12 protein-coding genes are annotated in these 14,523 nt (G+C 73.1%); 9 read left to right on the top strand and 3 right to left on the bottom strand.

Going from position 1 to position 14,523, the window contains the following annotated elements; translation table 11 throughout:
* Positions 1 to 176: 176 nt before the first annotated feature.
* Together dxs and HIR71_RS04080 are read right to left on the bottom strand one after the other, a co-directional pair.
* A complete protein-coding gene (dxs, locus tag HIR71_RS04085) occupies positions 177 to 2,072 on the bottom strand; it encodes a 1-deoxy-D-xylulose-5-phosphate synthase (protein ID WP_169323684.1) in 1,896 nt (631 codons plus the stop codon).
* Between the two features lie 123 nt (positions 2,073 to 2,195).
* Positions 2,196 to 4,295, bottom strand: coding sequence for an amylo-alpha-1,6-glucosidase (locus HIR71_RS04080; protein WP_169323683.1), 2,100 nt, complete (start codon positions 4,293 to 4,295; stop codon positions 2,196 to 2,198).
* A 206-nt stretch (positions 4,296 to 4,501) separates the two neighbouring features.
* Here HIR71_RS04080 and HIR71_RS04075 point away from each other — a divergent pair, with 206 nt between their 5' ends.
* The 9 genes from HIR71_RS04075 to HIR71_RS04035 all read left to right on the top strand — a co-directional run bounded on the left by HIR71_RS04075 (position 4,502) and on the right by HIR71_RS04035 (position 13,881).
* The gene (locus tag HIR71_RS04075; RefSeq protein WP_169323681.1) at positions 4,502 to 5,590 is read left to right on the top strand and encodes a LacI family DNA-binding transcriptional regulator; all 1,089 of its coding nucleotides are present in this window, start codon (positions 4,502 to 4,504) and stop codon (positions 5,588 to 5,590) included.
* Positions 5,591 to 5,684: 94 nt separating this feature from the next.
* Positions 5,685 to 6,947 (top strand): extracellular solute-binding protein, encoded by a 1,263-nt coding sequence (locus HIR71_RS04070; protein WP_169323679.1) that lies wholly within the window; start codon positions 5,685 to 5,687, stop codon positions 6,945 to 6,947.
* Entirely contained in the window at positions 6,947 to 8,137 is a 1,191-nt protein-coding gene (locus tag HIR71_RS04065) for a carbohydrate ABC transporter permease (RefSeq protein ID WP_169323677.1), read from the top strand. The genes HIR71_RS04070 and HIR71_RS04065 overlap by 1 nt, the downstream gene beginning before the upstream one ends.
* Complete coding sequence (locus tag HIR71_RS04060; RefSeq protein WP_169323675.1) at positions 8,134 to 9,048, top strand: carbohydrate ABC transporter permease; 915 nt, start codon at positions 8,134 to 8,136, stop codon at positions 9,046 to 9,048. The genes HIR71_RS04065 and HIR71_RS04060 overlap by 4 nt, the downstream gene beginning before the upstream one ends.
* A gap of 32 nt (positions 9,049 to 9,080) precedes the next feature.
* Positions 9,081 to 10,526 carry a GuaB1 family IMP dehydrogenase-related protein gene (locus tag HIR71_RS04055; RefSeq protein ID WP_169323673.1) on the top strand — a complete coding sequence of 482 codons (1,446 nt, stop codon included), beginning with the start codon at positions 9,081 to 9,083 and terminating at the stop codon, positions 10,524 to 10,526.
* Positions 10,527 to 10,530: 4 nt separating this feature from the next.
* A complete protein-coding gene (locus tag HIR71_RS04050) occupies positions 10,531 to 11,220 on the top strand; it encodes an NUDIX hydrolase (RefSeq protein WP_169323671.1) in 690 nt (229 codons plus the stop codon).
* 368 nt (positions 11,221 to 11,588) lie between these two features.
* Positions 11,589 to 12,461 carry a hypothetical protein gene (locus tag HIR71_RS04045; RefSeq protein ID WP_169323669.1) on the top strand — a complete coding sequence of 291 codons (873 nt, stop codon included), beginning with the start codon at positions 11,589 to 11,591 and terminating at the stop codon, positions 12,459 to 12,461.
* A 122-nt stretch (positions 12,462 to 12,583) separates the two neighbouring features.
* Entirely contained in the window at positions 12,584 to 13,564 is a 981-nt protein-coding gene (locus HIR71_RS04040; RefSeq protein WP_249051558.1) for a cytochrome b, read from the top strand.
* A gap of 53 nt (positions 13,565 to 13,617) precedes the next feature.
* Positions 13,618 to 13,881, top strand: coding sequence for a hypothetical protein (locus HIR71_RS04035; protein ID WP_211373753.1), 264 nt, complete (start codon positions 13,618 to 13,620; stop codon positions 13,879 to 13,881).
* A 139-nt stretch (positions 13,882 to 14,020) separates the two neighbouring features.
* Here the strand turns inward: HIR71_RS04035 and HIR71_RS04030 are convergent, their stop codons facing one another.
* The gene (locus HIR71_RS04030) at positions 14,021 to 14,476 is read right to left on the bottom strand and encodes a DUF1801 domain-containing protein (protein WP_169323665.1); all 456 of its coding nucleotides are present in this window, start codon (positions 14,474 to 14,476) and stop codon (positions 14,021 to 14,023) included.
* Positions 14,477 to 14,523 lie beyond the last annotated feature (47 nt).

Here is a 14,523-nt window from a genome sequence, read left to right as displayed (position 1 = left end):
GGGATGACTTGGGACCTTGGCCCCGAGTCGGACCGCGCCACGTCCGGATCGGCGAGATCCGCCTCACACCGGTTCCCCTGCCGGGCGTGGACCGCCCTCGGGAGCAGGCTGTGCTCGCGGCGGCACTCGGTCGACCGCTCGACGAGCTCGATGAGGACGGCGTCGACCGTCCCGCGTCAGCCCTCCGTCGGTGCGGTCGGCTCGTTCAGCGCCACGAGCACGTCGCGCACGATGTCCTCGGGCCGCAGGCGCAGGTCGGCGACGATCTGGTCGCGGGTGGCGTGGTCCAGGAACCCGAGCGGGACACCGACCGACTGGACCGGTGTCGCGACGCGCGCCTCGCGCGCCCGCTGCGCGAGCAGCGCACCGACGCCCCCGTCGACGAGGCCGTCCTCCATCGTCACGACGTGGTCGTGCTCGCCGGCGAGCTTCACGAGGGCCTCGGGCACCGGCAGCACCCACCGCGGGTCCACGACCGTCACCCGCAGCCCGTGCGCCGCGAGGAGCTCGCCCACCCCGAGCGCCGACGGCACGAGCGCGCCGACGCCCACCACGAGCACGTCCCGCGCCGTGCCGGCACCGTGGCGCGCGAGCACGTCGACGCCGTCGACGGTGTCGATGGCCGGGATGGGGTCGACCAGCGGGCTCTTCGGGTACCGCACGACGGTCGGCGCGTCGTCGACGTCGACCGCGAGCCGGAGCGCCGCGCGCAGGGTCGGCTCGTCACGGGGTGCCGCGAGGCGCAGGCCCGGCACCACCGAGAGCATCGCCATGTCCCACATGCCGTTGTGGCTCGCGCCGTCGTCGCCCGTGATGCCCGCCCGGTCGAGCACGAACGTCACCCCCGCCTTGTGCAGCGCGACGTCCATGACGACCTGGTCGAACGCGCGGTTCAGGAAGGTCGCGTAGACCGCGACGACGGGGTGCAGCCCGGCGAACGCCATGCCTGCCGCCGAGGTCGCGGCGTGCTGCTCCGCGATGCCCACGTCGAACGTGCGGTGCGGGAACTCGGTCGCGAACGGGGCGAGCCCGGTGGGCGCGAGCATCGCGGCGGTGACGGCGACGACGTCGGGCCGGCGTCGGCCGATGCGCACCATCTCGTCGGCGAACACCGAGGTCCACCCGAACCGCGACGGCGCGATCGGCAGGCCGGTCTCGGGATGGATCCTGCCGACCGCGTGGAACCGGTCGAGAAGGTCCTGCTCGGCGGGGGTGTAGCCGCGGCCCTTCTCGGTGATCACGTGCACGATGACCGGGCCGCCGAACGCCTTGGCGCGCGCGAGGGCTCGCTCGACCGCGGCCGTGTCGTGCCCGTCGACCGGGCCGATGTACTTCAGGCCGAGGTCCTCGAACATGCCCTGCGGCGCGACGATGTCCTTGACGCCCTTCTTGAGCCCGTGCAGCGCGTCGTACGCCAGCCGCCCGGGGGGCCCCGACCGCTTGAGCGTCTTCTTGCCCCAGGACAGGACGTTCTCGTAGCCGCGCGTGGTGCGCAGCGCGGTGAGGGCGTAGGCGAGCCCGCCGATGGTCGGCGCGTAGGAGCGCCCGTTGTCGTTGACGACGATGACAAGCCGGCGGTCGTGCCCGGCCGCGATGTTGTTGAGGGCCTCCCACGCCATGCCGCCGGTGAGCGCGCCGTCACCGATGACGGCGACGACGTGCCGGTCCGTGCGGCCGCGGACCACGTTGGCCTTGGCGATGCCGTCCGCCCAGCTCAACGCGGTCGACGCGTGGGAGTTCTCGACGATGTCGTGCTCGGACTCGGCGCGGCTCGGGTACCCGGACAGCCCGCCGCGCTTGCGGAGGTCGGCGAAGTCCTTGCGTCCCGTGACGAGCTTGTGCACGTAGGCCTGGTGCCCGGTGTCGAACACCATCGAGTCGCGCGGCGAGTCGAACACGCGGTGCATCGCGAGCGTCAGCTCGACGACGCCGAGGTTCGGCCCCAGGTGCCCGCCGGTGCGCGAGACCGACTGCACGAGGAACTCGCGGATCTCGGCGGCCAGCTCGTCGACCTGCGCGGCGGTCAGCCGTCGGACGTCGGCCGGCGACTCGATGCGGGCGAGCAGACCCATGACGTGCCACCTCCGGGAGTTGCGCGACGCCGTCGCTCGGGGTGCGGACGCCTGCTGGCAAGGGTCCACTGTAGGTTGTGCGGTCGCGCCCGCGCAGGCTGGGGCTCCGGGCGTCAGCCCGCGTCAGTCAGCGCACGGACCCCGCAGCACGCGGACGTCGACCTCGGCCGACACCTCGACGACGCTGCCCGACGCGTCGACCGCCACGCCCAGCGGGCGCCCGCCGAGAGCCAGCCCCGTCACCCGGATCGCGCCGACCGGGGAGGGCGTGACGGGAGCGACCCGCAGCTCGCCGCGCGGCACGTCGGGCGCGAGCCCGAGCGCCGCACCGAGGACGGCCACGGCCGCGGCGGCCGACCAGGCCTGCGGCCGGCACGCCGCGGGGTACGGCACGAGCGTCGGCACGGTGCTGCGCTCGTCGCCCGAGTAGAGCTCCGGCAGGCGGTAGCCGGTCGCGTCACCCGCCGCGAGCAGACCGTCGACGAGCACGGCCGCCGCGTCGACGTGGCCCGAGCGCGTCAGGCCGAGCACGGCGATCGCCGTGTCGTGGGCCCAGACCGAGCCGCCGTGGTACCGCAGAGGCCAGTAGCCGCCGGACGTCGTCGCGAGCGTCCGCAGGCCGAACCCCGAGCTCATCCCCGGCCCGCGGAGCCGCTCGGCCACGAGCCGCTCCTCGCGCGCGTCCAGCAGGCCCGTCCCGAGCAGGTGGCCGATGTTGCTCGTCAGGCTGTCGACCGGGCGCTTGGCGGCATCCAGCGCGATCGCGGGGTACGGACCGCTCGCGTCCTCGACCCAGAACCGGGCGCGGAACCGCTCGGCGAGCGCCGCGGCCCAGCTCCGCCAGCGCCCGGCCCCCGGACGACCGAACGCGTCCAGCAGAGCGGCCCCGCCGAGCGCCGCCTCGTGCGCGTACGCCTGGACCTCGCACAGCGCGATCGGCCCCGTCGCGAGGGTGCCGTCCCGCCACTGGACGGAGTCCCCCGAGTCCTTCCAGCCCTGGTTCGCGAGTCCCCGTCCCGTGGCGTCGACGTACTCGAGGAACCCGTCACCGTCCGCGTCGCCGTGGTCGGTCATCCAGGCGAGCGCGCGCTCCATGGCGGGCAGCAGGGCCTCGACCTGGTCCGCCGGCAGGCCCCAGCGCCAGGCGTCGTGCAGCAGGCAGACCCACAGCGGGGTCGCGTCGACCGTGCCGTAGTAGAGCGGCGGCAGCACGCGGTCGCCCTCGCCGAGCGAGAGCGGCCGGCTGCGGACCTCGTGCAGGATCTTGCCGGGCTCCTCGGCCGTCTCCCGGTCGACGACCGTGCCCTGCCGGGCCGCGAGGACTCGGAGGGTGCCGGCGGCCAGGTCCGTCCCGAGCGGGAGCAGCATCCGGGCCGCCCAGATCGAGTCGCGTCCGAACAGCGTGAAGAACCAGGGCGCACCGGCCGCCAGGAACGTGTCGCCCGGGGCGAAGTCCGCCGTCATCCGCAGCGTCGAGAGGTCGGCGAGCGCGCGGTCCAGCAGGGCCGGCAGCCGCCGGTCGTCGCTCTCGACGGTCGGCACGGACCACTCCGGTTCCGCGGTGGCGGGCGGGCCGACGACGCCCGCAGGCGCCTCGACGCTCACGCCCCACTCGAGGACCAGCGGCACGCCGGGCTCGAGGGCCACGTCCCAGCGCAGCCGCGGCGCAGCCGTCGCCGCGTCGACCACCCGCGCCGAGCCCGCGTCGAGCGCGACCCGGGTCCCGGCGTCGTCGGTCCACGTCGGACCGCCCGGAGCGGACAGCGACGACCCGGCCTTCCCGTCGCCGCCCCAGGCCGCACGGGCCGCCGTCGCACGGCCTTGCTTCACGTGGTCCATGGACGCGAGGTCGCACGCGAGCTCGAGCCCGACCGTGCAGCTGACGGGGTGCGAGGTGGCAGCGACGAGACGGAGCTGCTCGCGCACCTGCCCCGGCCGCACCTCGCGGGTGCGACGCAGCTCGATCCGCGGGTCGGCGCCGTCCTCCGCGAGCCCGCGCAGGAGCGCCACGACCTCCACCGCGCCGGGGCCCGCGGGACCGCCGGCGATCGCGTCGGGCTCTCTCCCGTCCACGGTGAGCAGCGCCTGCGAGAGCACCCGGACGTCCCCGTGGTACCAGCCCTGCGCCCCGCCGGGGCGCACCTGGCCGTCCGGCGCCGACCACGCCTGCGTGGGGGCCATGGTCGCGACCAGGAGGTCGTGCAGGAAGGGCTGAAGCTCCATGGGTCCTCCGTCTGAGCCGCTCGACGTGATCGTGACCGTTCCGTGATGCCGGACAGGGCGGTCCCCGCTTGACAGCGGCCGACCGCCGATCCACGCTGACCTCAGGATTTGATCGATCCAACCGGGCTACCGTACTGCGCCTCACGGGTCGACGACATCCCGGGCGGCCCGGCCGTCCGGACCCCGCAACGACGCGAGGAGACGACGTGGTCGAGGACCGCAGGCCCACCCTGCAGACGGTCGCCGCGCGCGCGGCCGTCTCGAAGCAGACCGTCTCGAACGCGCTCAACTCCCCCCACCTCGTGCGGCCCGACACCCTCGACCGCGTGCTGGGAGCCGTCGCCGAGCTGGGGTACCGGCCGCACGCTGCCGCCCGGCAGCTCCGCACGAGCCGCTCGCACGTCGTCGCGCTCCGGCTCGAGCCGACCGCCGACGGGATCAGCGGCGCGGTGCTCGACCGATTCCTGCATGCGCTCACGGAACAGGCCCAGCTGCGCGGGTACCGCGTCATGCTGTTCACCGCCCGTGACGACGCCGCGGAGATCGCGCAGTACGGCGAGCTCGTCGACGAGCTGCGCGTCGACGGCGTGGTCCTGACGTCCACCCACCGTGGCGACCCCCGCACGCACTGGCTGGCGGAGCACGGGGTGCCGTTCGTCACCTTCGGTCGCCCGTGGCGACCGGACGGCGGTATGGACCTGTCCCCGGCCGCCGCGCACGCCTGGGTCGACGTCGACGGCGCGACCGGCACGCGCGCCGCCGTCGAGCACCTCCTCGCGCTGGGCCACCGCCGGATCGCGTACGTCGGGTGGCCGGCCGGGTCGGACACGGGCGAGGACCGGCGCGGCGGCTGGGTGCGCGCGATGCTCGCTGCCGGCACGGTGCCGGACGGCGAGCTCGAGTCCCTGTGGCTCGGGGTGCCGGACGGCGCCGGCGCCGGGGCCGAGGCCGCCGAGCACCTGCTCGCGACCGCCGCCCCCACGGCCTTCGTGTGCGCGAGCGACTCGCTCGCGCTGGGCGCCCTCGCGGCGGCTCGCTCGACCGCGGACGCCGCCCGCTCCGGGGTGCTGCCCGCGGTCGTCGGGTTCGACGACACGCCCGTCGCGCGCGCCGTCGGCCTGACCTCCGTCGCGCAGCCGCTCACCGAGGCCGCGGACCGCGTGCTCGGGCTCCTCCTCGGGCAGCTCACGGGTGGGTCGACCGGGCCCGACCTCGACATCGCCGACCGGCAGGTCCTGCTCTGCCCGAACCTCGTCGTCCGCGCCTCGAGCGCACACCGGACCCCGCCGCCCTGACCGCTGCCTTCTCGAACTTGGACCGACCTGCCCGGCGCCCGCCGAGCACCCGCCCCTCCCGGGTCCTGCCGATCCGGACGTCGAAGGAGACACCATGCACGGACCTGCACGTACGACCGTCGTCACCGGACTCCTCGCCGCGAGCGCCCTCGCCCTCACGGGCTGCGGAGGTGGCTCCGGGTTCGACGACGGGGGTGGCGATGGCGGCGGCGAGGGCGAGGCGACCGGCGGCGGGCTCCGCGTCCTCATCGGGTCGAGCGGCGACGCGGAGACCGACGCCGTCACCCAGGCCCTCGCCGCGTGGTCCGAGCAGTCGGGCACCGAGGCCACCCTGAGCGTCGCCTCGAACCTGCCGCAAGAGCTGAGCCAGGGATTCGCGGGGGGCGACCCGCCGGACGTGTTCTACGCGAGCCCGGAGGGGCTCCCGGGGTGGGCTGCCAACGGCTCGGTGGTCGCGTACGGCTCCGAGCTGCCGAACGCCGACGACTTCTACCCGTCGCTCGTCGAGAACTTCACGATCGACGACCAGTTCTACTGCGCGCCCAAGGACTTCTCGACCCTGGCGCTCGTCATCAACACCGCCGCGTGGACCGAGGCGGGCCTGACCGACGCCGACTTCCCGACCGACTGGGCCAGTCTCCGAGACGTCGCCCAGCGACTCACCAGCACGGACCGCGTCGGCCTGACCTTCGGCCCCGAGTACCAGCGGGTCGGCGTGTTCATGGAGCAGGCGGGCGGCGGACTGCTCGACGACGACGGCGCCACGGCGATCGCCGACAGCCCGGAGAACGTCGAGGCGCTGACGTTCGTCAAGGAGCTTCTCGCCGACGGTGTGCTCGCCTACCCGTCCCAGATCGACGCGGGCTGGGGCGGCGAGGCGTTCGGCCTCGGCAAGGCCGCCATGACGATCGAGGGCAACTGGATCATCGGGGCGCTCACGAACGACTTCCCCGACGTGCAGTACCGCGTCATCGAGCTCCCTGCCGGTCCCGCGGGCCAGGGGACGCTCCAGTTCACGAACTGCTGGGGCATCGCAGCCGACAGCCCGAACCAGGAGGCCGCGCGCGACCTGGTCGAGTTCCTGACGTCGACCGAGCAGCAGGTCGAGTTCACGAAGGCGTTCGGCGTCATGCCGTCCGTCGAGTCGGCGGCCGAGCAGTTCAGCGCCGAGTTCCCGGAGCAGGAGGCGTTCATCGCGAGCGCCGACTTCGCGACCGGCATCCCGCCGCTCCAGGGTTTCACCGACGTCGTCGCCGACTTCAACGGCCAGATCGAGGCGCTCGAGACCGGCGACCCGCAGCAGATCCTCGCGGGGGTGCAGACCAACCTGGAAGCCGCGCTCGGCTCCGCGGGCTGATGACCAGCCCGGACGTCTTCGTTCCCGCGTCGCTCCCCACCGTGCCCCGCCGCCGTCGCGGCGGCGGTGTGCGGGGCCGGGAGGCGGCCGCGGGGTGGCTCTTCGTCGCACCGATGCTCGTCATCCTCGGGCTCTTCCTCGTGGTGCCCGTCCTGATGGCGGCCTGGGTGAGCGTCTCCGACTGGAACGGACGCGGCAGCCCCCTGTCGTCGTCCGTCGGGTTCGTCGGGGCGGAGAACTACCGTGACCTCGTCGCAGGGGGCGGGCTCGCGACGCAGGACTTCGGCATCTCGTTGCGCAACAACGCCTGGTACGTCTTCCTCGTCGTGCCGATCCAGACGGCGCTCTCGCTGTTCCTCGCCGTGATGGTGAGCCGCAAGGTGCTGCGCGGCCGCGGGTTCTTCCGCACCGCGTTCTACTTCCCCTCCGTGACGAGCTCGGTCGCGATCACCGTGCTGTTCCTCTTCCTGTTCTCCGCGTCAGGCGCCGTCAACCGGCTGCTCGAGGCGCTGAGCGTGAACGGGCCCAACTGGCTCGCCGACCCGCGCGGCGTGGTGCACGTCGTGCTCGGCGCGCTCGGGGTGGACGCACCGGCCGTGCTGACCGGGAACGGGTTCGTCGGGATCCCGTGGTGGCAGTGGGTCGCCGGGCCGAGCGTGGCGATGTGCGTCTTCATCACGATGGCGGTCTTCACGACGTCGGGCACGTTCATGCTGCTCTTCATCGCGGCGCTCCAGGCGATCGCGGGCGACGTCGAGGAGGCGGCCACCATGGACGGGGCGACCTCGTGGCAGCGGTTCTGGCACGTCACGCTGCCGATGCTCCGCCCCACCCTCTTCACGGTCATCACGCTCGGGCTGATCGGCACGTGGCAGGTGTTCGACCAGATCTACACGGGCACCCAGGGCGGCCCGACGAAGACCACGCTCACCCCGGCCTATCTCTCGTACCAGGCGTCCTTCGAGTCGCAGCAGTGGGGCCGCGGCGCCGCGATCGCCTTCGTGCTGTTCGCGATCATCGTCGTGCTGACCCTCCTGCAACGGCTGATCCTGCGCGAGCGCGACACGCCGCCGCGGCGCCGGCGCGACGTGCTCGTCGGGGTGGCGGGCGCGGGCGGGGCCCGTGGGGCGGGCGGCGCCCCGGACGCCGGCGCCGTCGCTCCGACGACGGGGACGGAGGACCGGCGATGAGCACGACGACGACCGCACCCGGGAGCTCCCAGGCTCCCCCGCGCCCGCCCGACCGGCCCCGGGACCGGGCCGACCGCTCGGCCCGCCGGCGCACCCTCGGCACCGCCTTCGTCTACGCGGTCCTCGCCGTGGTCGCACTGATCTACGTCTACCCGTTCCTCATCACCGTCGCGACGTCGTTCAAGTCCGACGCCGAGGCGGTCGCCTCCCCGCTCTCGCTCGTCCCGGCCACCTGGACGACCGCGGCGTACGAGCGCCTGTTCGTCCGGTCCGACTTCCCGCTCTGGTTCCAGAACTCCGCCATCATCACGGTCAGCGTGACGATCGGGCGCGTGCTCATCAACTCGATGGCCGGCTACGCGCTCGCGCGTCTGCAGTTCCGCGGGCGCACGGTGATCTTCGCGGGGCTGGTGGCAGTCATGGCCGTGCCGAGCGTCGTGCTGCTCATCCCGAAGTTCCTGGTCGTCAACCAGCTCGGCATCTACGACTCGTACGCGGGCATGATCGTTCCCCTGCTGGCCGACGCCGCCGGCATCTTCATCATGAAGAACTTCTTCGAGTCGATCCCGCGGAGCGTCGAGGAGGCCGCACGCATCGACGGCGCGGGGCCGTTCCGCACGTACTGGTCGGTCGTGCTGCCCATGGCCCGCCCCGCCCTCATGACGCTCGTCATCCTGTCGTTCCAGGGCTCGTGGAACGAGCTCGCGCACTTCATCGTCGCGTCGCAGGACCCCGAGCTGCGGACGCTGACCAAGGGCGTGGCGCAGCTCGCCTCGGGTGCGCTCAGCCAGGGGAGCCAGTACCCGCTCAAGCTGGCGGCCGCGGCGATCATGACCATCCCGGTCGTGGTCGTCTTCCTCGTGTTCCAGCGCCGGATCATGAACGTCACGACCGGAGCCGTCAAGGAGTAGGGGTCCGTCGCCCCGAACGTAAACTGCTACCCATGCGTTTCCTCCCCGGCCACGAGCCGTCCTCCGACCTGACCTACGGCGACGTCTTCCTGGTGCCGTCCGCGAGCGAGGTCACGTCGCGCTTCGACGTCGACCTCGCGACGGTCGACGGCACCGGGACCAGCATCCCGGTGGTCGTCGCGAACATGACCGCGGTCGCCGGCCGTCGCATGGCCGAGACCGTGGCCCGGCGCGGGGGCATCGCGGTGATCCCGCAGGACGTCCCGACCGACGTCGTCGCCGACGTCGTCGCGTCCGTCAAGGCGCGGCACACGGTGGTCGAGAGCGCCGTCGTCGTCTCCCCCACCGACACCGTGCACACCGCGCTGACGCTCATCGGCAAGCGCTCGCACGGCGCGGCCGTCGTGCTCGTGGACTCCAGGCCCGTGGGGGTCGTGAGCGCGGCGGACTGCCAGGGCGTCGACCGGTTCACGCAGATCGGCGACGTGATGACCCCGAACCCGACCGTGGTCGAGCTCGAGGTGCTGCGCAGCGGCGGGCTCGAGGCCGCGTTCGAGACGCTGCACGGCTCGCGCCGGCGGTTCTCGCCGGTGGTCTCGGACGGCGCGCTCGTCGGCGTGCTGACCCAGATCGGCGCCCTGCGGTCCTCGATCTACGCGCCCGCGGTCGATGTCGAGGGCCGGCTGCGCGTCGCCGCGGCGGTCGGGATCAACGGTGACGTGGGTGCCAAGGCCAAGGAGCTGCTCGCCGCGGGCGTGGACGTGCTGGTCGTCGACACGGCGCACGGCCACCAGCGCAAGATGCTCGACGCACTCGCGGCGGTGCGCGCGCAGTCGCCGGACGTGCCGGTCGTCGCGGGCAACGTCGTCACGGCCGCGGGGACGCGCGCCCTCATCGAGGCAGGTGCCGACATCGTCAAGGTGGGCGTCGGCCCGGGGGCGATGTGCACGACCCGCATGATGACCGCCGTCGGGCGCCCGCAGTTCTCCGCGGTGCTCGAGTGCGCCGCCGAGGCGCGCCTTCGCGGCAAGCACGTCTGGGCCGACGGCGGGGTCCGCCATCCGCGCGACGTCGCCCTCGCGCTCGCGGCCGGCGCATCGCAGGTGATGGTGGGCTCGTGGTTCGCGGGCACGCACGAGAGCCCGGGCGACCTGCACGAGGACGGCGACGGGCGGATGTACAAGGAGAGCTTCGGCATGGCGTCAGCCCGCGCGGTCGCAGCCCGCACCCGCGGCGGGTCGGCCTTCGAACGCGCTCGCAAGTCGCTCTACGAGGAGGGCATCTCAAGCTCCCGGATGTACTTGGACCCCGAGCGGCCCGGCGTGGAGGACCTGCTCGACCGCATCACGTCCGGCGTGCGCTCGGCCTGCACCTACGTCGGCGCGACGACGCTCGAGGAGCTCCACGAGCGGGCGGTCGTGGGCATCCAGTCGGTCGCCGGGTACGACGAGGGTCGCCCGCTCCCTGACGGCTGGTGAGCCGGTGAGCGCGGCATCCGGCCGACCTCCGCAGCAGGGGGCGCGCGACGAGCTCGTGGGGCTCGCCCGGCGCGGCGTCTCCTGGGACGGCCTCCTCGGTCGCCGGCCGGGCACGGACGCGCGTCCCGCCGCGGTCCTCGTGCTCTTCGGGGTCCTCGACGGCCTACCGGGTCGCCACGTCGCCCGCGCCGTCCCGGCAGACCTCGACGTGCTGCTCGTGGGGCGCGCGGCGACGCTGAGCCACCATTCCGGCCAGGTCGCGTTCCCGGGAGGCCGCGTCGACGCCGGGGACGACGGTCCCGTCGCGGCGGCGGTCCGCGAGGCCGTCGAGGAGACCGGGCTCGACGCTGCCGGGGTCGAGGTCCTGGGCACCCTGGGCGAGCTCGCCGTCCCGGTGAGCAACCATGTGGTGACACCGGTCCTCGCCTGGTGGTCGCGGCCGTCCCCGGTCGGGGTGGTCGACGTCGGCGAGTCCGCCGCCGTGTTCCGGGCCCCGGTCGCAGACCTGATCGATCCCGGGCGTCGCCGGACCGTCGCCATGGACCGCGCAGGCGCGACGTACCGCAGCCCGGCGTTCCTGCTGAACGGATGCACGGTGTGGGGGTTCACGGCGATCGTGCTCGACGGGATCCTCGACGCGCTGGGGTGGACCGAGCCCTGGGACAGCTCCCGCACGATCCCCGTGCCGGTCTGAGCAGTTTCCGCGAGTAGTGCGGTCAGCGGTGCGCCGAGTTGGTTTCTGGGCTCCGTGGTGGGGTGTTTTCGCGTTGCGGGCAGCGAGCGCGAGCCACTGCTCGCCGGTCAACCGGCCCGCGAGGCCCGCCGCCGTCCTCGAGGACAGGCCCGCCACCGGCGTCAACTGCTGACCGGCCACGTCCGCGCGCTGCCGGTCCAGCCCGACCAGGAAGTCCTCACCGCCAAGCTGGGCCGCGGCCAGCCCAACCAACAGCTCATCGGCGCCATAGCCTCGATCGCGTTGCTTGATCGCGCCCACCGCGCCGTCCACCCCCTCGATCACACCCAGCCGGTCCACCCAGCTCGCTGATCGCCACCAGCCCCGAGTTGGGCATCAATGACGGAGCCGACGCGCCGACGCGCACCGGCTTTCGGCCACGCTTTTCGTTGCGTACGCTCATCACCCAGAACGTGTCCTTCCCGTGTGGTTTCTCGATTGTCGTCGTTTCTGGGCTAATGTCAGATGCCGGACCCGCGACGATGCGTCACATCGCGACACGTCGACGGGGAACCGAAGGCAAGAGTGGGCCGAAGGAGGCGCGCATGTCGTTCACCCGGGGAATCCGGCTGAGGAGAAGTTCCGCGCAGTGGCGGGAACGGGCCGGGATGTCGCCGTCCGGCGCCGGGCACGGCGGGAGGGCGGTTCGTTCCGCCCTGCTGGCCGTGGCGGCCCTGCTGCTGATGACGGCGCAGGCGCTGCCGGCGGCCGCGAACCCGCAAGAGACCGACGAAGGTCGCCTCCTCGTGGTGCAGGCCGTCTCGCTCATCGCGAACAGGGCGGCGCCCGAGACCGTGCAGGATCGGATCCAGGACTCGCTGATGGCCCCGGACCTCACGGGTGTCGACCTAGACAAGGTCGAGGCGGCGCTGGCCCTGGTCGAGGAGTCCCCGGGCGACCCTGAGGCCCTCGGCGAGGCCCGCGGGCTCCTGGAGTCCGCGGTGTCCATCCGGGCAGCCACCGGCTACGGGGAGATCCCGGAGCCGGGTGAGGTCGGCACCGGGGAGCAATTCGCGGCCGGCATCGCTACGGGCACGACGGTCATCCTCGATCCGCTCGATCCCGAGCTGGGCATCGGCGACGCCGGGGACGTGATCCTCATCGTGCTGGCCGCGGGCTCGATCGTGCTTGGCCTGTACCTGAGCCGCAGATGGCGGCCCGATCACACCGTCAGTGAACTCCGTCGAGAGGTGCAGTCATGAGCGCTGGTGCGCGAGCCGGGGCGCCCGGAGCCGGAACCGTCCCCGAGGCCGGAACCTCCCCCCAAGGCGACGAGCGGCCTCGCGGCCGGTGGCGCCGGGCGGTGGACGCGGTGGACGAGCGGATGGGGCTGAAGGCTCTGGCGTATGAGGTGCCCGAGCACGCCAACAACCTCGGGTGGAGCCTGGGGGCGCTGACCGCGATCTCGTTCTTCACGCTGCTGGTGACGGGGATCTACATCGCCCAGTGGTACAACCCGATGCCGGAGCTGGCGAACCAGTCGGTGCGGACGATCATGAGCAGCGTCCCGCTGGGGTCGTTCGTGCGGGGCCTGCACTACTGGGCGGCCCAGGCGATGTACGTGCTGGCGCTGCTGCACATGGTCCGGGTGTTCTCGCACGGGTCGTTCAAGCGCCCGCGGGAGGGCAACTGGATCGTTGGGGCGTCGATGCTGCTCCTGACCTTCCTCGCCGTGTTCACCGGCACGGTGCTCAAGTGGGACCAGGAGGGCTTCGAGGCCCTGACGCACAACATCGAGGTCGCCGAGCTCGTCGGCGGGCTAGGGGTGTGGTTCACCGGCAACCTCGCCCCCGAGGTGCCGATCCTGCTGCGCCTGTACACGGCCCACGCGGTGATCATCCCTGGGCTGATCCTGGCCCTGTTCGTCATCCACGCCCTGCTCGTCAAGCGGCACAAGATCTCCCCGCACCCGGAGATCCCGGCCCCGGCCCGTGAGGGCGTCGCCCCGTTCACCGAGCACCTGAAGCGGGCCGGGGCCTTCGGGCTGGTGCTGCTGGGGGTGCTCGCGGTGCTGGCGGTGCTGATCCCGCCGATCCTCGGGCCCACCCCCGTGGAGGGCATCGAGGTCACCCGGCCGATGTGGATGTTCTGGTGGTTCTTCCCGTTCGAGGGCTGGTTCGGGGTCGCCTCGGTGGGCGTCATCATGGCCGTCGTGTTCGGTCTGCTGTTCCTGGTCCCGTTCCTCGACCGCGGCCCGAAGCGACGCTGGCGGGACCGCAAGGTGGCGGTGACGGTGCTGGCCCTGATCGCCGTGGGCATGCTGGTGATCAGCGTCTACGTGTGGACCGGTGGCGGGGGCCACTGATGCCGACACGACCGGGGGGGCGGCGGGCTCGGCGCTGGTTCTGGATCCTGGTGGTGACCGCCGTCGCCGCGATGGGGACGCTCTACCGGGCCATCCAGGCCGAGCCGGGGCCCGCCGCCGGGATCCTCTTCCTGGTCAGCGCGCTGGTCCTGGTGGCCGCGCTGGCCCAGGCGTCGCGGATCTGGCTGGCTCTGGCGGGTCCGGTCCCGTGGTCGCAGCTGCGACGTCGTCTTGCCACCCTCGACGACGGGAGGCCGTCCAAGCGGGGCGAGGCGGCCCCCGGCTCCAAGAGGGCCGCCCGGCGAGCTCGCCCCTGAGGTGGCGCCACGGCCTCGATCGCGGGCACTTTCCTCGTCTCGCACGCCGAACAACACCCCAACTCCTCTGGATCGGGTCTGAGCGGCCTGTACGAGGCACGGTCAGGCACGCGGCGCTGGTAGACGCAAGTAGGCGCGGTCAGCGGTCCGGCGCCTGACCGGACGCCGCCTCGTCGCGGCCCGTGACCGCGCGGCACGAGCGCCGCACCAGTTCCGCGAGCACACCCAGGTCCACCGCGTCGAGGTTCTTCAGGTACAGGCACGACTTGGCCGTGGTGTGCGGCCCCAGGCGCCCGAGCAGGTCGCTCTGGTCCGCGAAGCCCTCGACCAGGTAGACCGTCGTGGCCGCCTTGCGGGGCGAGAAGGCCGCCGCAGGAGCGTCACCCTCCCGGCCGCTGGAGTAGACGTAGTGGTAGCGCCCGAAGCCGACGATCGAGCGCCCCCACATCCGCGGCGGCTCCCCCGTGATCCGCCGCATGAGGTCCACGAGCCTGTCGGCGTCCCGGCGTCGGACCTCGCTCGGCACCTGGTCGAGGAAGGCGTCCACCTCGACGTCGGTCTCGACCATCACGGGCGTCTTCTTCTCGGTGCTCATGACCCCCATTGAAGCGCGACGGGGCGCCCACCTGGGAGAGGTGGGCG

This window comes from Cellulomonas fimi, from assembly GCF_012952065.1.
Lineage (GTDB): Bacteria > Actinomycetota > Actinomycetes > Actinomycetales > Cellulomonadaceae > Pengzhenrongella > Pengzhenrongella fimi_A.
The sequence above is the reverse complement of the archived record's forward strand: the minus strand, read 5'-3'. Positions and strand labels throughout refer to the sequence as shown.